Origin of the sequence: Pseudomonas sp. SJZ074 (assembly GCF_007828215.1) — a bacterium.
GTDB lineage: Bacteria > Pseudomonadota > Gammaproteobacteria > Pseudomonadales > Pseudomonadaceae > Aquipseudomonas.
This window is the reverse complement of sequence record NZ_VIUE01000009.1, coordinates 88,049-104,590: the sequence shown is the minus strand read 5'-3', so window position 1 is coordinate 104,590 and position 16,542 is coordinate 88,049. Positions and strand designations below refer to the sequence as shown.

19 protein-coding genes and 1 pseudogene are annotated in these 16,542 nt (G+C 61.2%); 8 read left to right on the top strand and 12 right to left on the bottom strand.

What is annotated here, in order from left to right; translation table 11 throughout:
• The first annotated feature begins 150 nt into the window (after positions 1–150).
• Complete coding sequence (locus tag FBX99_RS12735) at positions 151–624, top strand: cyclic nucleotide-binding domain-containing protein (protein WP_144930688.1); 474 nt, start codon at positions 151–153, stop codon at positions 622–624.
• Between the two features lie 132 nt (positions 625–756).
• Here FBX99_RS12735 and FBX99_RS12730 read toward each other — a convergent pair whose 3' ends face one another.
• A complete protein-coding gene (locus FBX99_RS12730) occupies positions 757–1,044 on the bottom strand; it encodes a hypothetical protein (RefSeq protein ID WP_145131735.1) in 288 nt (95 codons plus the stop codon).
• Positions 1,045–1,107: 63 nt separating this feature from the next.
• Here FBX99_RS12730 and FBX99_RS12725 point away from each other — a divergent pair, with 63 nt between their 5' ends.
• The 4 genes from FBX99_RS12725 (at position 1,108) to FBX99_RS12710 (ending at position 3,331) form a co-directional block, all read left to right on the top strand.
• Positions 1,108–1,794 (top strand): spermidine synthase, encoded by a 687-nt coding sequence (locus FBX99_RS12725; RefSeq protein WP_144929119.1) that lies wholly within the window; start codon positions 1,108–1,110, stop codon positions 1,792–1,794.
• A gap of 48 nt (positions 1,795–1,842) precedes the next feature.
• Positions 1,843–2,217, top strand: coding sequence for a YajD family HNH nuclease (locus FBX99_RS12720; RefSeq protein ID WP_003184246.1), 375 nt, complete (start codon positions 1,843–1,845; stop codon positions 2,215–2,217).
• A 188-nt stretch (positions 2,218–2,405) separates the two neighbouring features.
• Positions 2,406–2,876 carry an RNA methyltransferase gene (locus FBX99_RS12715; protein WP_047701744.1) on the top strand — a complete coding sequence of 157 codons (471 nt, stop codon included), beginning with the start codon at positions 2,406–2,408 and terminating at the stop codon, positions 2,874–2,876.
• A gap of 77 nt (positions 2,877–2,953) precedes the next feature.
• A complete protein-coding gene (locus FBX99_RS12710) occupies positions 2,954–3,331 on the top strand; it encodes a DUF2892 domain-containing protein (RefSeq protein WP_047701745.1) in 378 nt (125 codons plus the stop codon).
• 74 nt (positions 3,332–3,405) lie between these two features.
• Here the strand turns inward: FBX99_RS12710 and FBX99_RS12705 are convergent, their stop codons facing one another.
• The 8 genes from FBX99_RS12705 to FBX99_RS12665 all read right to left on the bottom strand — a co-directional run bounded on the left by FBX99_RS12705 (position 3,406) and on the right by FBX99_RS12665 (position 11,875).
• The gene (locus FBX99_RS12705; RefSeq protein WP_144929121.1) at positions 3,406–4,638 is read right to left on the bottom strand and encodes a hypothetical protein; all 1,233 of its coding nucleotides are present in this window, start codon (positions 4,636–4,638) and stop codon (positions 3,406–3,408) included.
• A gap of 33 nt (positions 4,639–4,671) precedes the next feature.
• Positions 4,672–5,121: a YcgN family cysteine cluster protein gene (locus FBX99_RS12700; RefSeq protein ID WP_024780408.1), complete on the bottom strand. Its 450-nt coding sequence runs from the start codon at positions 5,119–5,121 to the stop codon at positions 4,672–4,674.
• Positions 5,122–5,364: 243 nt separating this feature from the next.
• Positions 5,365–6,297 (bottom strand): D-2-hydroxyacid dehydrogenase, encoded by a 933-nt coding sequence (locus FBX99_RS12690; protein WP_047701747.1) that lies wholly within the window; start codon positions 6,295–6,297, stop codon positions 5,365–5,367.
• A 123-nt stretch (positions 6,298–6,420) separates the two neighbouring features.
• The gene (locus FBX99_RS12685; protein ID WP_047701748.1) at positions 6,421–6,714 is read right to left on the bottom strand and encodes a YcgL domain-containing protein; all 294 of its coding nucleotides are present in this window, start codon (positions 6,712–6,714) and stop codon (positions 6,421–6,423) included.
• The gene (rnd, locus tag FBX99_RS12680) at positions 6,711–7,844 is read right to left on the bottom strand and encodes a ribonuclease D (RefSeq protein ID WP_144929127.1); all 1,134 of its coding nucleotides are present in this window, start codon (positions 7,842–7,844) and stop codon (positions 6,711–6,713) included. Before rnd ends, FBX99_RS12685 begins: the two co-directional genes overlap by 4 nt.
• Positions 7,845–7,965: 121 nt before the next feature.
• Positions 7,966–8,607, bottom strand: a complete 642-nt coding sequence (locus tag FBX99_RS12675; protein WP_144929129.1) for a class I SAM-dependent methyltransferase — start codon at positions 8,605–8,607, stop codon at positions 7,966–7,968.
• A gap of 69 nt (positions 8,608–8,676) precedes the next feature.
• Entirely contained in the window at positions 8,677–10,326 is a 1,650-nt protein-coding gene (locus FBX99_RS12670; protein ID WP_145131733.1) for a phosphoethanolamine transferase, read from the bottom strand.
• Between the two features lie 166 nt (positions 10,327–10,492).
• The gene (locus FBX99_RS12665) at positions 10,493–11,875 is read right to left on the bottom strand and encodes a glutamine synthetase family protein (RefSeq protein WP_144929133.1); all 1,383 of its coding nucleotides are present in this window, start codon (positions 11,873–11,875) and stop codon (positions 10,493–10,495) included.
• 522 nt (positions 11,876–12,397) lie between these two features.
• On the opposite strand from FBX99_RS12665, the pseudogene FBX99_RS12660 reads away from it, so the two are divergent.
• Positions 12,398–12,670 (top strand): annotated as a pseudogene (locus tag FBX99_RS12660) (LysR family transcriptional regulator); the annotation flags it as partial.
• A gap of 58 nt (positions 12,671–12,728) precedes the next feature.
• Here the strand turns inward: FBX99_RS12660 and FBX99_RS12655 are convergent.
• On the bottom strand, positions 12,729–13,091 hold the full coding sequence (locus tag FBX99_RS12655) for a 5-carboxymethyl-2-hydroxymuconate Delta-isomerase (RefSeq protein ID WP_145131731.1): 363 nt from the start codon (positions 13,089–13,091) through the stop codon (positions 12,729–12,731).
• A gap of 95 nt (positions 13,092–13,186) precedes the next feature.
• Positions 13,187–14,125, bottom strand: coding sequence for a LysR family transcriptional regulator (locus FBX99_RS12650; RefSeq protein WP_144929137.1), 939 nt, complete (start codon positions 14,123–14,125; stop codon positions 13,187–13,189).
• A 166-nt stretch (positions 14,126–14,291) separates the two neighbouring features.
• Between FBX99_RS12650 and FBX99_RS12645 the strand changes: the two genes are divergently transcribed.
• Together FBX99_RS12645 and FBX99_RS12640 are read left to right on the top strand one after the other, a co-directional pair.
• Positions 14,292–14,483 carry a DUF1508 domain-containing protein gene (locus FBX99_RS12645; protein ID WP_047701756.1) on the top strand — a complete coding sequence of 64 codons (192 nt, stop codon included), beginning with the start codon at positions 14,292–14,294 and terminating at the stop codon, positions 14,481–14,483.
• A 101-nt stretch (positions 14,484–14,584) separates the two neighbouring features.
• Positions 14,585–14,953 (top strand): cupin domain-containing protein, encoded by a 369-nt coding sequence (locus FBX99_RS12640; protein WP_144929139.1) that lies wholly within the window; start codon positions 14,585–14,587, stop codon positions 14,951–14,953.
• A 32-nt stretch (positions 14,954–14,985) separates the two neighbouring features.
• On the opposite strand, the gene FBX99_RS12635 is transcribed toward FBX99_RS12640, so the two are convergent.
• The gene (locus FBX99_RS12635) at positions 14,986–16,464 is read right to left on the bottom strand and encodes an amidase (RefSeq protein ID WP_144929141.1); all 1,479 of its coding nucleotides are present in this window, start codon (positions 16,462–16,464) and stop codon (positions 14,986–14,988) included.
• Positions 16,465–16,542: the final 78 nt, after the last annotated feature.

Genomic DNA, 16,542 nt, shown 5'->3' with positions numbered 1-16,542 from the left:
GGAGCGGGCTTGCTCGCGAATTCGGTATGTCAGTCGACGCATCCGTTGAATGTCAGTCCGTGTTCGCGGGCAAGCCCGCTCCCACAGGGCTCTGTTGAAACCCAGCCAATCCGAAACCGCAATAGACACAAGAAAAAAGACCGTAAAGCCATGCCAGAACCGACCTTACTGAACAACGAAATCCGCCACTGGCTGATGGACTGCGGCCTGTTCGATCAGTTGCTGCCCGTCGACTTCGCCGCCGCGTCGGGTTACTTCAGCATCAGCGCCATCGCCCAGGGCGAAGCGATTTTCCGCGAGGGCGATGCCGGCAGCTTCATGTGCATCATCCACACTGGCCAGGTGGCCGTGCAGAAGACCGGTCCCGACGGGCAAGCGGTGACCATCGCCACCCTGCGCAGCGGCCGGGCGTTCGGTGAGATGGCGGTGCTCGATGGCGAACGGCGTTCGGCCAGTTGCATCGCCGCCAGTGATTGCCAGCTGCTGAACCTGGGCAAGGATTCCCTGGAAAAAATGCTCAACGACGCTCCCAAGGTCGCCGCAAAAATCATCCGCGCCCTCGCCGTCTCCCTGTCCAAGCGCCTGCGCATGGCTGATGGGCAGTTGCTGTCGCAGCAGGTCTAGGCGTACATCCCCTTGTAGGAGCGGGCTTGCTCGCGAAAGCGGTGTCTCAATCAACATCAATGCTGCTGATTCGACGCCTTCGCGAGCAAGCCCGCTCCCACAGGAGGAGTCGTCTTCAAGCAGAAATGAAGTTCAGCCCCCCGGGGACTTGGCCTTGGGCGGCTTCACCTCCATTCCCGGCAGCGGCTGATCCTTCGGCGGCCTGGGCATCTCGATCGGTGGCAACAAGGGCGGCCCGCCATTTTCGGGACCGGCCTTGGGCACACTGCTGGGCGCAACCGGTGGGTAGGGCATCGGTGTGGCGGTACCGGGCGAACCAGGCACACTGGGCGGGGTTACCGGAATCGTCGGCTGCTGGGCCTGTGCATAACTTAATGGAAGCGCCGCCAGGGCAATGGCCGTTAGAATGATGCACTTCATCACTGGCTCCGTGGCTACTGTCATCTTCAGGCTAGACCGTAGCCCCTCCCCCATGAGATTTCCATGAAACGTTTCGTTCTGCTCGACACCACCCCCATCCCCGACAATGGCGGTGCCCTGTGCCTGTTCGAGTACGGCGAAGACTTCGTCATCAAGATCCAGGGCGGTGACGGCGGGCAGTTGATGAACACCCGCATGCACGGCTCCGAAGACGCCCTGGCGGAGATTCCCTGCCGCAAGGTCGCCGGACGCCCGGGTTCACGGGTGCTGATCGGCGGCCTCGGCATGGGATTCACCCTCGCCTCGGCCCTCAAGCACCTGGGCAAGAGCGCCGAGGTAGTGGTGGCCGAGCTGGTGCCCGGCGTGGTGGAGTGGAACCGTGGCCCCCTCGGAGAAAAGGCCGGACGGCCACTGGAGGATCCGCGCACGGTGATCCGCCTGGAAGATGTCGCCAAGGTGCTGCAAGCCGAGCCCCTGGGTTTCGACGCGATCATGCTCGATGTGGACAACGGCCCCGAAGGCCTGACCCAGAAAGCCAACAGCTGGCTGTATTCGGCCGGCGGCCTGGCCGCCTGCGCGAAGGCCCTGCGGCCCAAAGGGGTGCTGGCGGTCTGGTCGGCCAGCGCCGACCGGCAGTTTTCCGACAAACTGAAAAAGGCCGGCTTCAAGGCTGAAGAGGTGCAAGTGTTCGCCCATGGCAACAAAGGCACCCGCCACACCATCTGGATTGCCGAGAAGCTCAAAGGCTGAGCTAAACTTCGTTCAACCGTCATCAGTCTTATCTACAAAGGTGAACCCATGAGTTCGTCAACGCCTCCTTCCAATACCGCGAAGCTGGACCGCATCCTCGCTGACGCCCAGCGCGACCGGGAAATGGGTTACCGCGACAAAGCCCTGAAAATGTACCCCCATGTCTGTGGCCGCTGCGCCCGTGAGTTCTCCGGCAAACGCCTGAGCGAACTGACCGTTCACCACCGCGACCACAACCACGACAACAACCCCCAGGACGGTTCCAACTGGGAACTGCTGTGCCTGTACTGCCACGACAACGAACACTCGCGCTACACCGACCAGCAATACTTCGGTGACGGCTCCCTGAGCACCCCGAAAATCGCCAAGGCGACTCACAACCCGTTTGCCGCGCTGGCTGGGTTGATGAAGAAAGACGAGTAGTCGGCAAGGCACTGAGCGCCTGTCATCAGGCCCTCATCGCGAGCAGGCTCGCTCCCACATTGGAATGCGGTCTTCTGTGGGAGTGAGCCTGCTCGCGATGGCGATGCTACCTTCACCGCCAATCTTGAAACTGACCACCCTCCCCCATTCCCCGTATAATCGCGCCTTTTCCCAAAGGCACCCCGCCCGTGGCCAACAAACGCTACAGCTGCATCGGTCTGTTCAACCCCAAATCACCGGAAAACGTCGGTTCGGTCATGCGCGCCGCCGGTTGCTACGGCGTGGCGTCGGTGTTCTACACCGGCAAGCGCTATGAACGGGCCGCCGACTTCGTCACCGACACCAAGAAAGTCCACTACGACATTCCGTTGATCGGCATCGACGACCTGAAGAAGATCCTGCCCCTGGGCTGTATACCAGTGGCCGTGGAGCTGGTAGAGGGTGCTCGCCCCCTGCCCGAATACACCCACCCGGACCGGGCGCTGTACATCTTCGGCCCTGAAGACGGCTCGCTGGATAAAGATATCCGGGATTGGTGCGAAGACGTGGTGTACATCCCCACCACCGGTTGCATGAACCTGGCGGCCACGGTCAACGTCGTGCTGTACGACCGCATGGCCAAAGGCAACAACACCCGCTCGGGGCCGCAATTCCGCTGACCGGTGGGAAATTCCATGGAACGACGGATTCGCTCCGGCAGTCAGTTTTATACCAATCCCCACACTGGAGACAGACCATGAGCGATAACAATCCGTTCGAGCCGATCGAGAGCACCCCGTTTCAATCCCGCCCTGCGCAAAATGTGCACGGCTGGGAACGCGCGGGCTCCCTGGCTGGCGGCGTGCTGATGATGGGCAAGGGCTTGCGTCGTGGCGGCATCATTGGTCTGGCTCAACTGGCCATCGGTGGTATGGCCCTGGCGCGGGGCATCACCGGGCATTGCTCGGCCAAGACGCTGCTGGAGAAGAGCCGCCAGAACCTGAGCAGCGCCCGTGCCCGTATCGAGCAGGCCGGCGATGAACTGGTCCGCATGAAGGCCAACGCCGAGGCGGCTACCGGTACAGCTACGGTGACGGGAAATGATTCGTTGGATTCGCCGAAGGCCGGGCTTTGAGCTGGACAATGTGCCGGGGCTGATGGCCCCATCGCGAGCAGGCTCGCTTCCAGAGCCTGCTCGCGATGGCGATTCTACTGAAGCAACCGATTATCCAGCACTGTAGAAGCCCCACCCAGGATGCTCTCGCTGAGTTGCACGAACTCCCGGGTGTCGACCGTTTCCAGGCGCATCGCCGCCTGCAGCACATCGTCGAGAGAGCGCTTGTTACGGGTTTTCAAACGAATTTCCCGATCCAGCTCCTGCAGCAACAGCACCGCCTTGGCCACCATCGCGGGGCTGGCCTGTTCGCCGCGCAGGGTCGTCACGCCCTTGCTGTCTCGTACAAGGCGCTCGTTCAGGGTCTGGTAACGCTCGTCGCTCATGCCGCCGGCGCGGCGCAGCAGTTCGACGGCGTAGTACTCGGCCAGGCCTTCGCTGATCCAGTCACTGCGCTCACGGTCGTGGATACGGGCGAGGGTCTGCACCAGTTCTCGCAACAACGGGCTGGAGCCCCGCTCGCTGACCAGCGGCGGGCGGCTGTGCAGGTAAATCGACTCACGGCCGGCCTGGGCACCGCGCCACATCGGGTCCTGGGCACCGACAATCAGCAATTTGGTGGGGTGCCGTGGTATCAGCACCTGCACCTGCGGCCAGACGAAGGTCAGCAGTGTCAGCACGTCCATCCGGCGCATGCCCTGGCCTTGGGGCGAGGCCACGGTAACGTCGGTTTCACCCAGGCGCGTGCGGCGGCTGCCCAGTTTGCCGGCCAGCATCCAACCCGTGGGACGGTCGAACAGCCGCGAGGGGTTGTCGATGCGAAAGCGCTGCTTGCCGATACGTGGCCAGGACGTTTCGATGCTTTTCCAGCCGGCGGGCAATTCAACATCCAGGCGCGCCACCAATTCGACGCCGTCTTGCTGGTCGAGCCGGGCCGACGGCACCAGGTCATCGCCGCGCAGCAGGGCCCAGGCGGGCGTCATGCGGGTTTCGAAGGTGCCGTTCTTGTGCTCATGGCTGATGCGCACCCGGTAGGTCAGGCTGGCCTTGTCGGCGCTCGGGCGCCAGAGGCCTCGCGCGGTTTTACCGGGTGTCAGCTGCCATTGACCGTCCGCCTTGAAATCACTGTAGCGGCTGCCGTCGCCAAGGTCGAAATCCAGACTGCGCACCGCCGAGCCACGGGCCAGGGTCAAGCGCACTTCGGCCTGATCGCTCTGTGGCAACAGGTGCACATGGTAATCCAGATCGACTTTCTGCGCCGCCCATAGCGGACCGCACACCGCCAGCAGCCCGCCGCTCACCAGCAGCCGTTTCAATCCTGCGCCCATGGACTCTCCCCCGGTGATGCAACGCCTGACGATTCAGCCGGCGCGAAAAATCAGATGATCTTCCCAATCGTCTTCCGGCACGCTGCCTTCGGCCAGCATGCGCCCGGACTGGGAAATGCGCTCGTGGTGCACGGCATCGCGGTCGCCACATACCAGATGGTGCCACAGCGGCAGGTCCTTGCCCTCGCTGACCAATCGGTAAGCACAGGTCGGCGGCAACCACTTGAACTCATCGGCCTTGCCCGGCGTGAGCTGGATGCAATCGGGAACGGACTCACGGCGGCGTGGGTAATCGGTGCACTGGCAGGTTTTCAGGTCCAGCAGTTTGCAGGCGATGCGGGTGTAGTAGACGCTGTTGTCATCTTCGTCTTCGAGCTTTTGCAGACAGCACAGGCCGCAGCCGTCGCACAGCGATTCCCACTCCTGCGCATCTAGCTGATCGAGGGTCTTGCGTATCCAGAAGGGTTCGACTTTGGCGGCCATGGCTCGGAGCATCAACATCAGATGGTGAAAAGGCCGACAGTCTAGTGCCGGGACCTCTTCAGGCCAAGCGTTGGCGACTGTCGGTAAAGCAATTGGCCGGAGGCAAACTCCACCCTGTAATCCTGCACAGGTCGAAGGTGTGGGAGCGGGCTTGCCCGCGAAGAAGTCATTACATTCGACGTTTATGTCGATTGACACTCCGCTTTCGCGAGCAAGCCCGCTCCCACAATGGAGTTTGTGGAGTCAATAGCCCCGGGTGAAATCCACTTCCCCGCGCAGGGCTTCGCCGGCCTGATAGGCGCGCAGGTTTTCCAGGAACAGTTGCGCCATCAGCGGCGGCGACGTCGGTGCCGAACTGTGACCGGTCAACAGCAGGCCCCAGGCCGTCCAGAACGGGTGACGCTGAGGCAGCGGTTCCTGGCGGCAGACGTCGATCACCGCACCGGCCAGATGCCCGTCTTTCAAGGCTTGCACCAGGTCCGCGTCCACCACGGCGACGCCGCGTCCGGCATTGATGAACAATCCGGTGGGCTTGAATTGCTTGAACAGCGCCGCGTCGTATACGTCATGGGTGTGGGGCGTATTGGGCAGCAGGTTGATGACGTAATCCACTTCGCCGACCAGACGCGGCAGATCCTTCATCGCTCCGACCTCGACGAAAGGGGCCTGCTCCCGCGCTTCGCTGGCAATGCCATAGAGTTGCACGCCAAACGGCACGAGGAACTGCGCCACCCGTTGACCGATATCACCGGTCCCGACGATCAGCGCCTTGCGCCCCGCCAGCCCCTGCCCCTGGCGGTTGTCCCACTTGCGCTCGACCTGGCTGACCAGCCGCGCCAGCACCTCGCGCTCATGACCAAGCATGTAGGTGAGCACGTACTCAGCCATCAACTGACCGAAAATGCCTACCGCACGGGTCAGCCGGTAGTTGCGTGTCAGCCCCTCGGCCAACAGCGGCGTGATGCCCGCCCAGGTCGATTGCAGCCACTGGGGACGATGGCCCTGGCGCAGCAGGGTAGCCAGCAGGTCGGGCTGGCCAAGCCAGACCGGGCAATCGGCGGCCAGCCGGGACAACTCGGCGGAGTCACCGCTGGTGAGCACTTCGATATCGGGTGCAGCCTGGCGCAACAGTTGGGCATATACCGCGTGGTCGTGTTCGGCAATCAGAACGCGCATGAATCAAACCTTTCAAAACAGTGCAGACGAACGCCGACAGAGTGTCGCTCCATCCATGCGGCGATCGTCAAAAAAATTCCAGTGTGTTCCCAGAGGCCCCAGGACGGGCACCTCGGTATCGCATCAGACCGGATCGTTGCGTCGCAGCAACTCTTCGGGCAGATGCTCGATGTACTCGTCCTCGGCCGGCGGCATCTGCAGGTGATAACCCTGGGTGTCGAGGTTTTCCAGCACCTTGTTGATGTCCTCCCGGGACAACTGCCGCTCGGGGCTCAGGACCAGATCGAAGGCATGGGTCGCCTTGCCGAAGGCCGCCATCAAGGGCTCAGGCACACGCGTCAAGGCATCGCTCTTGAGCACATACAGGTACATCTCGTTTTTCTTCGAGCTGCGGTAAATGGAGCAAATACGTTTCAAGGCTGTTCTCCAGCAGTGGCCAGGCTGTCGAGCAGCGCCTGGCCCATCAGTTCGCGACGCCAGCCACGCAGCGAATCAGGCAATTGGTAAGGACCCTCGGGGAAGCCGCTCTTGATCAACGCCTCGAGGGTTTTCTTGCGCAGCATCAGTTCCGGAGCAATGCCCAGGCGTTCGGCCTCAGCCTGCCCCAGAGCGCGCAGACGCTTGACCAGGGCCGCGGCCTCGATGGGCAACGGCTCGGCCACGGCTGGCGGCCATTGTTCGGGCGGCACGCTGGCAGCGCGCTTGATCAGGTCCAGCAGAAACTCGCCGTCCTGGCGCACGGTGCGCGGGTGCATGTCTTCGATTTTCGCCAATGCGCCGAGGTTATCCGGCTGAGTACGGGCCAGGGGCCACAGCGAATGCTCGCGAATGATGCGGTTACGCGGCAAGTCACGGGCCCGCGCCTCGCGCTCGCGCCAGGCGCAGAGCTCACGCAGCACGGCCAGTTGAGCGCGGGACAGTTTCCAGGCCAGCTTGGCTTCGCGGTACACCTCATCGGGGTCGATTTCGCGACGCAGGTTGGCGACCAGCTCAGCGCCGTCCTCCAGGACCCAGGCGTACTTCTCGTCGGAAAGCTTGGGACGCAGTTGTACGAAAACCTCAGCCAGGTGCACCGCATCTTCCGCGGCATAGCTGATCTGCGTTTCGGACAGCGGCCGTTGCAACCAGTCGGAGCGGGTCTCGCCCTTGGGCAGCTCGATGCCCAGAACGTCCTGCACCAGCCGCGAGTAGCCCATGGAGAAGCCCAGGTTCAGGTAGGCGGCAGCCAACTGGGTATCGAACAGCGGCGCAGGCAGGCTGCGGGTCAGGCGCAACAGGACTTCCAGGTCTTCGCTGCAGGCGTGCAGCACCTTGAGTACGGCCGGGTTCTCCAGCAATGCCGCCAGGGGCTGCCAGTTGTCGATGGTCAAGGGGTCGATCAGGTAGGCACGCTTGCCATCGCCGATCTGCAGCAAACCGGCGATAGGGTAAAAGGTGTCGACCCGCATGAATTCAGTGTCGAGGGCGACGAAGGGCAACTGCTGCCATTCGGCGCAAAACCGCCCGAGGCTATCGTTGTCGCGAATCCAGTGAATATCGATGGCCACACGGCTCTCCCTTGAATAATGGCGCGCAGTATATATCGCCGTCAGCGATTGCGAGCATCCATAGAGCAAGAGCCTGAGAGAAATCGCCTGCGCAATCTCAAGAATAGTCCTACATTCGAAGCTAACTGGTCTTACGCAACACATAAACCCGCGTCAGCGCAAAACCGGGCAGGAAGTCCTGGTGCCACAGCACGTTGAAACCAGCCTGGAGGAACTCGGCCTCGACATCGGCCTTGTCTGCCAGGTTACGTTGTGGTGGGTGGCCGAGCTTGAAACGCCCGTCGATTTGAACCGACACGATGACCGTGTCGCGACTGACCCGACGAAACTCGCGTAGCAGCGCCAGGCGATGCTCACTGGCACTCACGTGACGAAACAATTGCAGACAACAAATACAATCCACCGCGTTTTCCGAAAGCCCGATGGTAAACGCCGAACTCGGAAAGGTCTTGACCCGTTTGAGCAACGCGCCGCCGTGGTGGGTAAGCGCGTGTTCGAGCATGTCCGGCGATGGATCCGCCGCCAGAATCACCCGGTTGGTGTGTTCGGCCAGCACCGGCCAGAACCGCCCAGCCCCACACGCCACGTCCAGCACCAACCCCGGTTCACCGGCTACTTTCAGGGCATTGCGCACCATGTGCTCATCACGCCAGAACGCCAGGCGCAGCCGTCGAGGGGCCGGCCGGGAACAGACTTGCGCATGCTCCTGCTCGTGATGCCTGGCGAACTCAAGCTCGACGGTGGATGGGGGTAGCCCGGACATACAAACAGCTCTTGGAAAGTGGACAGATGACAGGTTAAACGGCGCGGCGTGAAAAAAAGGTGTAGGCGATCACTCTCGCGCCAACACGCCGTCAATCACCGCGCTGCGACAACCGGCAAACAGATCCAGGTCCCGGTTATAGACATTGCTGTTGACCTCCAGCAAGCCGAGCATCGAGTGAAACAGGTTGTCCTGGCTCAAGGGCTTTTCCCGACTCAACTGCAGGCAATGGGTGTCCACCGCAAAAGACTTCTGATAACTGTCGGAAAACCAGGCGAGCATCGCCACATGCTTCTGCTGCTCTGGAGCAAGCATGTAGGGCGTGCCATGGAGAAACAGGTTGTATTCGCCCAGGGACTCACCGTGGTCCGACAGGTAGAGCATGGCGGTATCGACCTTGTCCTGGTTGGCCCGTAGCAGATCGATCAGGGTCGAAAGAACGTGGTCGGTGTACACCAGCGTATTGTCATAGCCGTTGACGATGCTTTCGCGACTGCAATTGTTCAACGCGTTGCTTTCGCACACCGGTGTGAAGTGTTCGTACTCCTTGGGATAACGCTTGAAGTACTCAGGCCCGTGGCTGCCCATCTGGTGCAGGACCAGCACCGTGTCTTTGTCCAGGGTGTCGATGAAATGCTGCAGCCCCTGAAGCAGGATCTCATCCCGGCATTCGCTGTTGGCGCACAGGGCCGGATCCTTGAGATTGCTCACATCCTGCAGGGTGACCCGGTCGCAGGTGCCTTTGCAGCCGGACTGGTTGTCCCGCCAGATCACGTCCAGGCCGGCACGCTGGAGTACATCCAGCAGGCCTTCTTCATGCCTGGCCTTGCTGGCGTCGTAGTTCTTGCGGCCCATGTTGGAGAACATGCACGGCACCGACACGGCGGTTTCGGTGCCGCAGGAATGCACATCGGTGAAAGCGATCAGGCCGGCCTCGTGACTCAACTTCGGTGTGGTGTCGCGGTTATAGCCAAGAATGCCGAAGTTTTCCGCGCGAGCACTCTCCCCGACCACCAGTACGGTCAGGGACTTGCGGGCGTGGGTCTGCCAAGCCGGATTGCGACTGGCATCCTCGCCCAGCTTGATGAACGGTTGCTTGGCCGACACGACCTGCTCACGCAGGTAGCCAACCGAAGCACCAATGTAATTGCTTGGCACAATCATCAGGCGCAATTCATGATGATTGCGAAACAGAGAAGACAGCCCCTGATAATTCGCCAGGGCAACCACGCCAATCAGCGCCGCCGAGGCGACACCGACCAACAGCTTGCTTAACAACTCTTTAGACCAGCTACGGTATTTGATCGGTGTCTTGAACAATAACCAGGAAGGTAAGACGCCAAGTAAGCCGAGATAGGCGAACAACTTCAGAGACAACAGGTCACGGACTTCAGTGGCATTGGTTTCGGCAAAGTTGCGCAACATGCCGACGTCGATCAATACACCGTACTGGGCCATGAAGTAGGCGACACCGGCACTGATCAGGAACAACAGCATCAGCACGGGCTTGAGCAGCGGGCGGAACGCCACGAGGGTCAGCACCAGGTTGAATGCACAGAAAATCATCACGCCAAAGGCCGCGCACATCAGCAGGCCTCGCCCGTCAGCCGCCGTGATCGTCAGCAAGTGTTGCCAGAGAATGACGTTGAAGCCAACTAATAAAAAGGCACTGGCGAGCAGCGTCACCCACTCGGGGCGCACGGCTTTAATGGTCAGCATGATGGTGGGCATTTTCCTGAAAGTTGCTCTTTGGAGAAGAAGTGCCTAAGGAAAGCGTGGAAAATTCGTTCCCTACGGCAACACAAACTTTAGGCAGCCCACCATCAATTTTTCGTGAAAAAGTTGCTATTAAATTATTATTTAAGTGACAAACCTGGCGCAGTCGTCAGGCCTGATTCAGATACCAGCGCCAGTCCTGCTCCCCCACCTCGCCCATGAACTGACGGTATTCGGCGCGTTTGACCGCCAGGTAAACGCCAAGAAATTCGCCACCGAAGGCTTCTTGCGCCCAAGTCGAAGCCTCGAGCGCCTGCAGGGCAGTGAGCCAGTCGGTGGGCAACAAACGGCTCGCTTGTGCATAACCATTGCCTTCAACGGGCGCAGCGGGATCGCACTGCTCCCGTATGCCACGATGGATGCCGGCCAGCATCGCCGCAGCCGCGAGGTACGGGTTGGCGTCGGCACCGCAGATGCGATGCTCGATGTGTCGGGAAAAGGCCGGCCCTCCCGGCACCCTCAGGCTCACGGTGCGGTTGTCCACGCCCCAGGTCGCCGTCAGGGGCGCGTAACTGTTGCTCTGGAAGCGCCGGTAGGAGTTGGCGTTCGGGCAGAACATCAGCAATGAATCGAGCAGCGTATCGAGCATCCCGCTTATCGCCCAGCGCAGCAATGGCGTGCCGTCGGCGGCTTCGCTGGCGAACAGGTTATTGCCCTCGCGGTCCGCCAGGCTGACGTGCATGTGCATGCCGGAACCCGCCAGATGCTCGAATGGCTTGGCCATGAAACACGCCACCATGCCATGTTTATGCGCCACGCCCTTGACCAGGCGTTTGTAGCGCACCGCCTCGTCCATGGCTTGCAACGCATCGTTGCGGTGCTCGAGGGTAATTTCCACCTGGCCTGGAGCGTATTCGGAAATGGCCGTGCGCGCCGGAATGCCCTGGAGCTTGCACGCGGCATAAAGGTCCGCCAGGAACGGCTCGATCTGCTCCAGCTCGCGCAAACCATAGACCTGGGTAGCGCGCGGCCGGCCACCATCGGCCTCCCGCGCCGGTTGTGGCCGGCCCTGGCTATCGCGTTGCGCGTCCAGCAGATAGAACTCCAGCTCTGCCGCCATCACTGGGTAATAGCCGTCGGCCTGCAACCGCTCGATTACCCGGCCGAGCAGATAACGTGGATCGGCGATGGCGGCCGGCATGCCCTCCCGAGGGTGCATGGCGACCTGCACGGCAGCCGTGGGGATCAACCGCCACGGCATACGCTGCAAACTGCCGCTGATGGGATAGGCCCGGCAGTCGATGTCACCGACCTCCCACACCAGCCCCGAGTTTTCCACGTCGTCACCATTGACGGTCAGCCCGAGGATCGTGCTCGGCAGCGGACGGCCGCCTTCATAGACCGCCAGCAATTCGTCCCGGTGCAGCAATTTGCCCCGGGGTACGCCGTTATTGTCGAGGATAAACAGTTCGAACAGTTCGATGTCCGGGTGCAGGGCCAGGAATGCCCGGGCGTGTTCAACGGGCGCGAACGCAGGATTGGCAATGCTCATGGGAATGCTCGTATGTCATGTCGGACGGGCATCAGGGCGCCGTCGGTCTGTGCCCGCAATGAGCGGACACCGTGAAGTGTTCAACAGGAAATACGGGCATCCGGAGGCCGGGCATGGCGACAATGCCAGAGGGCCCAGAAAGCCAATTCAGAGGGCAGCGCAGAAAGTGACGGGGCGAAGACAGGCGTGAGTCGACCGACCGGACCGACCGCGGCGGATGATAATGGGTACGGGAATGCTGCGGGCCGACCGTCCATAAGCGCATCACAGTAAACAGACCCCGCGAGCGTCCCACGCCGACCTGCGTCGTTAAATCCGGATTTGCTGAAGCGTGGATGGGAATACGCTAAACAATCATCCTCGCAACGAATGACCGATCTATTCGTCGTATTCCCTACATTATCTGTCCCGTTCCCGACAGCGAAACAGCCTGCACGGCATTCACTTGGGACCATCGTTCCGTTAGGATCACGGATCTTGTTTGCGCAAGATTCGCGCAAGGAGCACAGCGAGAAGCAACGGATGCTAAACAGTAACTCCCTCAGAAAGCTCGATATGCAAGACCTCATGGTGTTTAACGCCGTGTACGAACAAAGCAGTGTCAGCGGCGTGTCCGAGGCATTGTGTGTCAGCCAGTCAACGGTGAGTTACTGCCTGAAGAAACTGCGGACCTGCTTCAAGGACGAACTGTTCATCAACACCCGCACCGGCATGCGCCCCACATTCAAGGCCGAGGGCATGTACGATCATGTGCGTAGCATCTTGCAAAGCATCAACCTGTGTCACGCCGGTGCCGGCTCACCCATGCCACGACCGGGCGATCGGAGCCTGCACCCGGCTGACGCCTGAGCTTTCAGTTGTCGAGAATGGCCTTCGCGTAGCAGCCGCGATCCATATCGACGGTCTCCACACTGAGCTGCACGCTGAGACCGGTCGGCCATGGGCCCAGCTCCTGGATCACGGTCAACAGGCTCTCCCCCAGTTGCTTCTTGATTTCCGGCGAGCGACCGCTCAACAACGCCAACTGCACGTGCACGAAAGCACGCTCGCCCAAACCGGTGCCCACTCGGAAATGTTCGACTTTCACGGCCCGGCTCTTGATGTCCGTCTCCGCGAACTGACCGGACGCCACCAGCGCATTATTCAAGCGCAGCAACGCGACGTCGGCGTTCAGCTCGGGCAGGTTGGCGGTGTACTCGAGGTGCAGGTGAGGCATGTGTTCGACTCCGGTTCGAAATGTGAAGACGTGAATTCAGCCGACGCACGATACCCCTACTTGGCACTCAAGCACAGAACCTGTGGCGAGTGGATTTAGCCAACCGGTATCGCAGCCGCCCCCGAGACTCCACGCTCACTCATGAACGCCTCCAGCCGGGACCGCAACCAGCGTTCCGCCGGGTCAGTGTCGACATGGCTCAGCCAGACCATGGACAGGTCCAGGGTCGGGGTCTTGAACGGAAAGGGTTCGCTGAACAGCTGGCCCGAAGCGGCCATGGCGACGGCGGTATAGTCTGGCAGGCTGGCGATCATATCGGTGCCGGCCAGCAGCGCCGGCAACGCGCTGTACTGCGGCACGGACAACACCACCTGACGCTTGCGACCGATCTCGGCCAGCCATTCGTCGGCGAATCCGGCCACGTTCGCGGTATGGGACACCAGTACGTGGGGCCGCGAACAATAGTCGTCCAGGGTCAGCGGCGTCTGCGAGGCATCAGCCCGCAACACGCAAGGTTGGATGTGCCGCAACAGTTTACGCTTGGCATTGGCCGGCAGGCCGCGGGTCTGGCTGATTCCCACGGTGATGTCGCCGGACGCCAGCAAATCGGGAATCCGCCAGTAATCGACGTGCTGGACCACGAACACCACTTGCGGCGCCTCCTGGCGCAGGCTGCGCAACAGTGGCGGCAGCAGGCCGAACTCGACATCGTCCGATAGACCGATACGAAACGTCATGTTACTGCTGGCCGGGTCGAAATCATGGGTCAGGCTCAGGGCCGCCGACAGCGAGTCCAATGCCGGCGACAAGTGCTGGATGATCTCCTCCGCCCGTGCCGTGGGTTCCATGCGATGGCCTACGCGGATGAACAGCGGATCGTTGAACCGGGCACGCAATCGGTTGAGGGCCGAACTGATGGCCGGCTGGCCCAGGAACAGTTTTTCTGCCGCCCGTGTCACATTGCGCTCAAGCATCAGCGTTTCGAAAACCACCATCAGGTTGATGTCTGCCTTGCGCAATTCGTTGCGGTTCATCCTTTGCTCCCGGGTCGAGTCAGTTCGAGCGAACGCTGTCATTATCGGCAATATTTCATAACCATTGGAAACGTATTTGCGATAGCGAAAACTTTCAGCTTGGCTAGGCTTTCGACGACATGTTCAAAAACATGTCTTGAATGAGTCAATCGCAGGGAGCGAACCGATGTATTTTGAAATCTACAGACAGACCCGTGGCACCCACAGCAGCGGCAAAGGCCAATGGCGCTGGCGCCTGCGCGCAGGCAACCACGAAACGATCGCCAGCGGCGAATCCTATGTGAACAAGGCTGACTGCCTGCACGTCATCGGGCTGATCAAGAACGTCCAGGGCGAGACGCCAGTGAAGGAAATCTGACACAACGTCGTGCCATTACCGCCCATCAGCTGCTTCGCCGGGCCCTGCCTGTCGAGCAGCTTGTTGTGGCCTCACCCAAGTCCCACAGCGAGTATTGCGCAATGGCTACCCATGATGCCCCTGTCAACTTTGCCCAGAAATACGCCCTGTTTCAGGATCGGTGGGCTCCCAAGGTCGTGGCTGAAATGAACGACTACCAATTCAAGGTCGCCCGGCTCGAAGGCGATTTCGTCTGGCACTCCCACGCCGACACCGATGAAACCTTCATCGTGCTGGAAGGCGAGCTTCGTATCGACTTTCGCGACGGTGCGGTGACCATCGGCCCTGGCGAGATGTACGTCGTCAAGAAAGGCATCGAGCACAAGCCCTGGGCCGCACAGGAAGTGAAGGTGTTGTTGATCGAACCTCGAGGGGTCATCAACACGGGGGAAACCCATGAGCGAACGGCAGACAACGATGTCTGGATCTGAGGTCGACCGCCGTACGCTCATTGGATGGCAAATCAGCCTTTCGCTGCGCGCTCCGTTGGAGACGATGCTTGAACATCCCGATCACCCGCCCACACTGGCGGCCGCCGGCCGCGCCAGGGCATCGCACGTTCCAGCTGTGCCGCCAGTTGCAACAGCAAGTCTTCACGACCGTAACCCGCTCCGAACTGCAACCCGATGGGCAGGCCGCTCTGTGCATCATGAACCAGGGGCACGGACATGGCCGGACAACCGCTGACGTTGAATACCGCGGTGAACGGCGAGTAATTGAATACCCGTGCCATCCACTCGCGCCCGCTGAGCAGCTCCTGGCCGGCGTTGTACTCCCCGACCAACGGGGCGACGTCTGGCAACGTGGGCGTCAGCAGCACGTCGTAATCGGTGAGCACCTGCCCCACATGCCGGGTCACCAGGTTGCGATTGTGCATCGCGCCCAGCAACTGCATGGCGCTCAACCCTTGGCCCATGCGATACAAGGCCAGGGTGGCCGGCTCCAGGGTGCTGGCATCGATCGGGCGTCCGGTCGCGCCCGCGATGGCGTCGATCCAGGCGGCGGTATTGCTGGACCAGAAGCAGGCGTTAAGGTCGACGAATGCTTCCCAACTCAGTCCGATGTCGGTTGGTACGGGGATGACCTTATGCCCGAGAGTTTCAAGCATCTTGGACACCCGGTCGAGGGCTTCATCCACTGCGGGTGCGTTCAACTGGCCGTTCAAGGCCCGGTGTTGCACGGCAATGCGCAAGGGTTTGGGATCGCGATCCAATAAAGAGGCATAGCGTTCGGCAGGGGAGGCCACGTGGAACGGGTCGCCCACGGCGGGGCCGTGCAGGCAGTCCAGCAAAGCCGCGGTGTCCCGCACCGTCCGGCTCAACACACCGTGCACCGCCAACCCGGACCACACTTCATCGACATCCGGCCCCATGGGCAGGCGACCACGACTTGGCTTGAGACCGAACAGGCCAGTGGACGCGGCGGGCACGCGAATGGAGCCACCACCATCGGTGGCATGGGCGACGGGCACCGCTCCGGCAGCCACCGCGGCAGCCGAGCCGCCACTTGAACCACCCGCGCTGCGGGCCAGATCCCAGGGGTTACGAGTGGGTCCATCCACACGATTCTCGGTGGTGGTACTGGCCGCGAGTTCCGGTGTGGTGGTACGGCCCACCGGCAACAGGCCTGCCCGACGCAACCGCAGCATCAATTCGGAATCCGCCTGGGCAATGCCCCCCGCAGCCAGACGGCTGCCCAATTCATTACGACGATTGCGTACGGTCAATCCCAGGTCCTTGACCAGCAACGGTACGCCAAGAAAAGGCCCCGACTGAGGTTCCGGCTCATCCTCCCAAACCTCGATGACCGCGTTGATGCGGGGATTGACTGTATCGATGGCCGCTAACGCGGCACTGCGCACCTGCTCCTGGCTGACCTGGCGATCCCGGATCAACTGCGCCAGACCTACAGCGTCCTGTTCGGCATATTCAAAGCGATTCATACGACCTTCTCCCAGCAGAATACCACATAGTATCGAACGATACTGTTTAGTATCATGCAATACCCTGTAGTATTCTTG

Excerpts from the sequence above, each read along its gene's own strand:
- FBX99_RS12735 (WP_144930688.1), top strand. The coding sequence starts at position 151 with ATGCCAGAACCGACCTTACTGAACAACGAAATCCGCCACTGGCTGATG.
- FBX99_RS12730 (WP_145131735.1), bottom strand. The coding sequence starts at position 1,044 with ATGAAGTGCATCATTCTAACGGCCATTGCCCTGGCGGCGCTTCCATTA.
- FBX99_RS12725 (WP_144929119.1), top strand. The coding sequence starts at position 1,108 with ATGAAACGTTTCGTTCTGCTCGACACCACCCCCATCCCCGACAATGGC.
- FBX99_RS12720 (WP_003184246.1), top strand. The coding sequence starts at position 1,843 with ATGAGTTCGTCAACGCCTCCTTCCAATACCGCGAAGCTGGACCGCATC.
- FBX99_RS12710 (WP_047701745.1), top strand. The coding sequence starts at position 2,954 with ATGAGCGATAACAATCCGTTCGAGCCGATCGAGAGCACCCCGTTTCAA.
- FBX99_RS12705 (WP_144929121.1), bottom strand. The coding sequence starts at position 4,638 with ATGGGCGCAGGATTGAAACGGCTGCTGGTGAGCGGCGGGCTGCTGGCG.
- FBX99_RS12700 (WP_024780408.1), bottom strand. The coding sequence starts at position 5,121 with ATGGCCGCCAAAGTCGAACCCTTCTGGATACGCAAGACCCTCGATCAG.
- FBX99_RS12690 (WP_047701747.1), bottom strand. The coding sequence starts at position 6,297 with ATGCGCGTTCTGATTGCCGAACACGACCACGCGGTATATGCCCAACTG.
- FBX99_RS12675 (WP_144929129.1), bottom strand. The coding sequence starts at position 8,607 with ATGTCCGGGCTACCCCCATCCACCGTCGAGCTTGAGTTCGCCAGGCAT.
- FBX99_RS12670 (WP_145131733.1), bottom strand. The coding sequence starts at position 10,326 with ATGCTGACCATTAAAGCCGTGCGCCCCGAGTGGGTGACGCTGCTCGCC.
- FBX99_RS12665 (WP_144929133.1), bottom strand. The coding sequence starts at position 11,875 with ATGAGCATTGCCAATCCTGCGTTCGCGCCCGTTGAACACGCCCGGGCA.
- FBX99_RS12655 (WP_145131731.1), bottom strand. The coding sequence starts at position 13,091 with ATGCCTCACCTGCACCTCGAGTACACCGCCAACCTGCCCGAGCTGAAC.
- FBX99_RS12650 (WP_144929137.1), bottom strand. The coding sequence starts at position 14,125 with ATGAACCGCAACGAATTGCGCAAGGCAGACATCAACCTGATGGTGGTT.
- FBX99_RS12645 (WP_047701756.1), top strand. The coding sequence starts at position 14,292 with ATGTATTTTGAAATCTACAGACAGACCCGTGGCACCCACAGCAGCGGC.
- FBX99_RS12640 (WP_144929139.1), top strand. The coding sequence starts at position 14,585 with ATGGCTACCCATGATGCCCCTGTCAACTTTGCCCAGAAATACGCCCTG.
- FBX99_RS12635 (WP_144929141.1), bottom strand. The coding sequence starts at position 16,464 with ATGAATCGCTTTGAATATGCCGAACAGGACGCTGTAGGTCTGGCGCAG.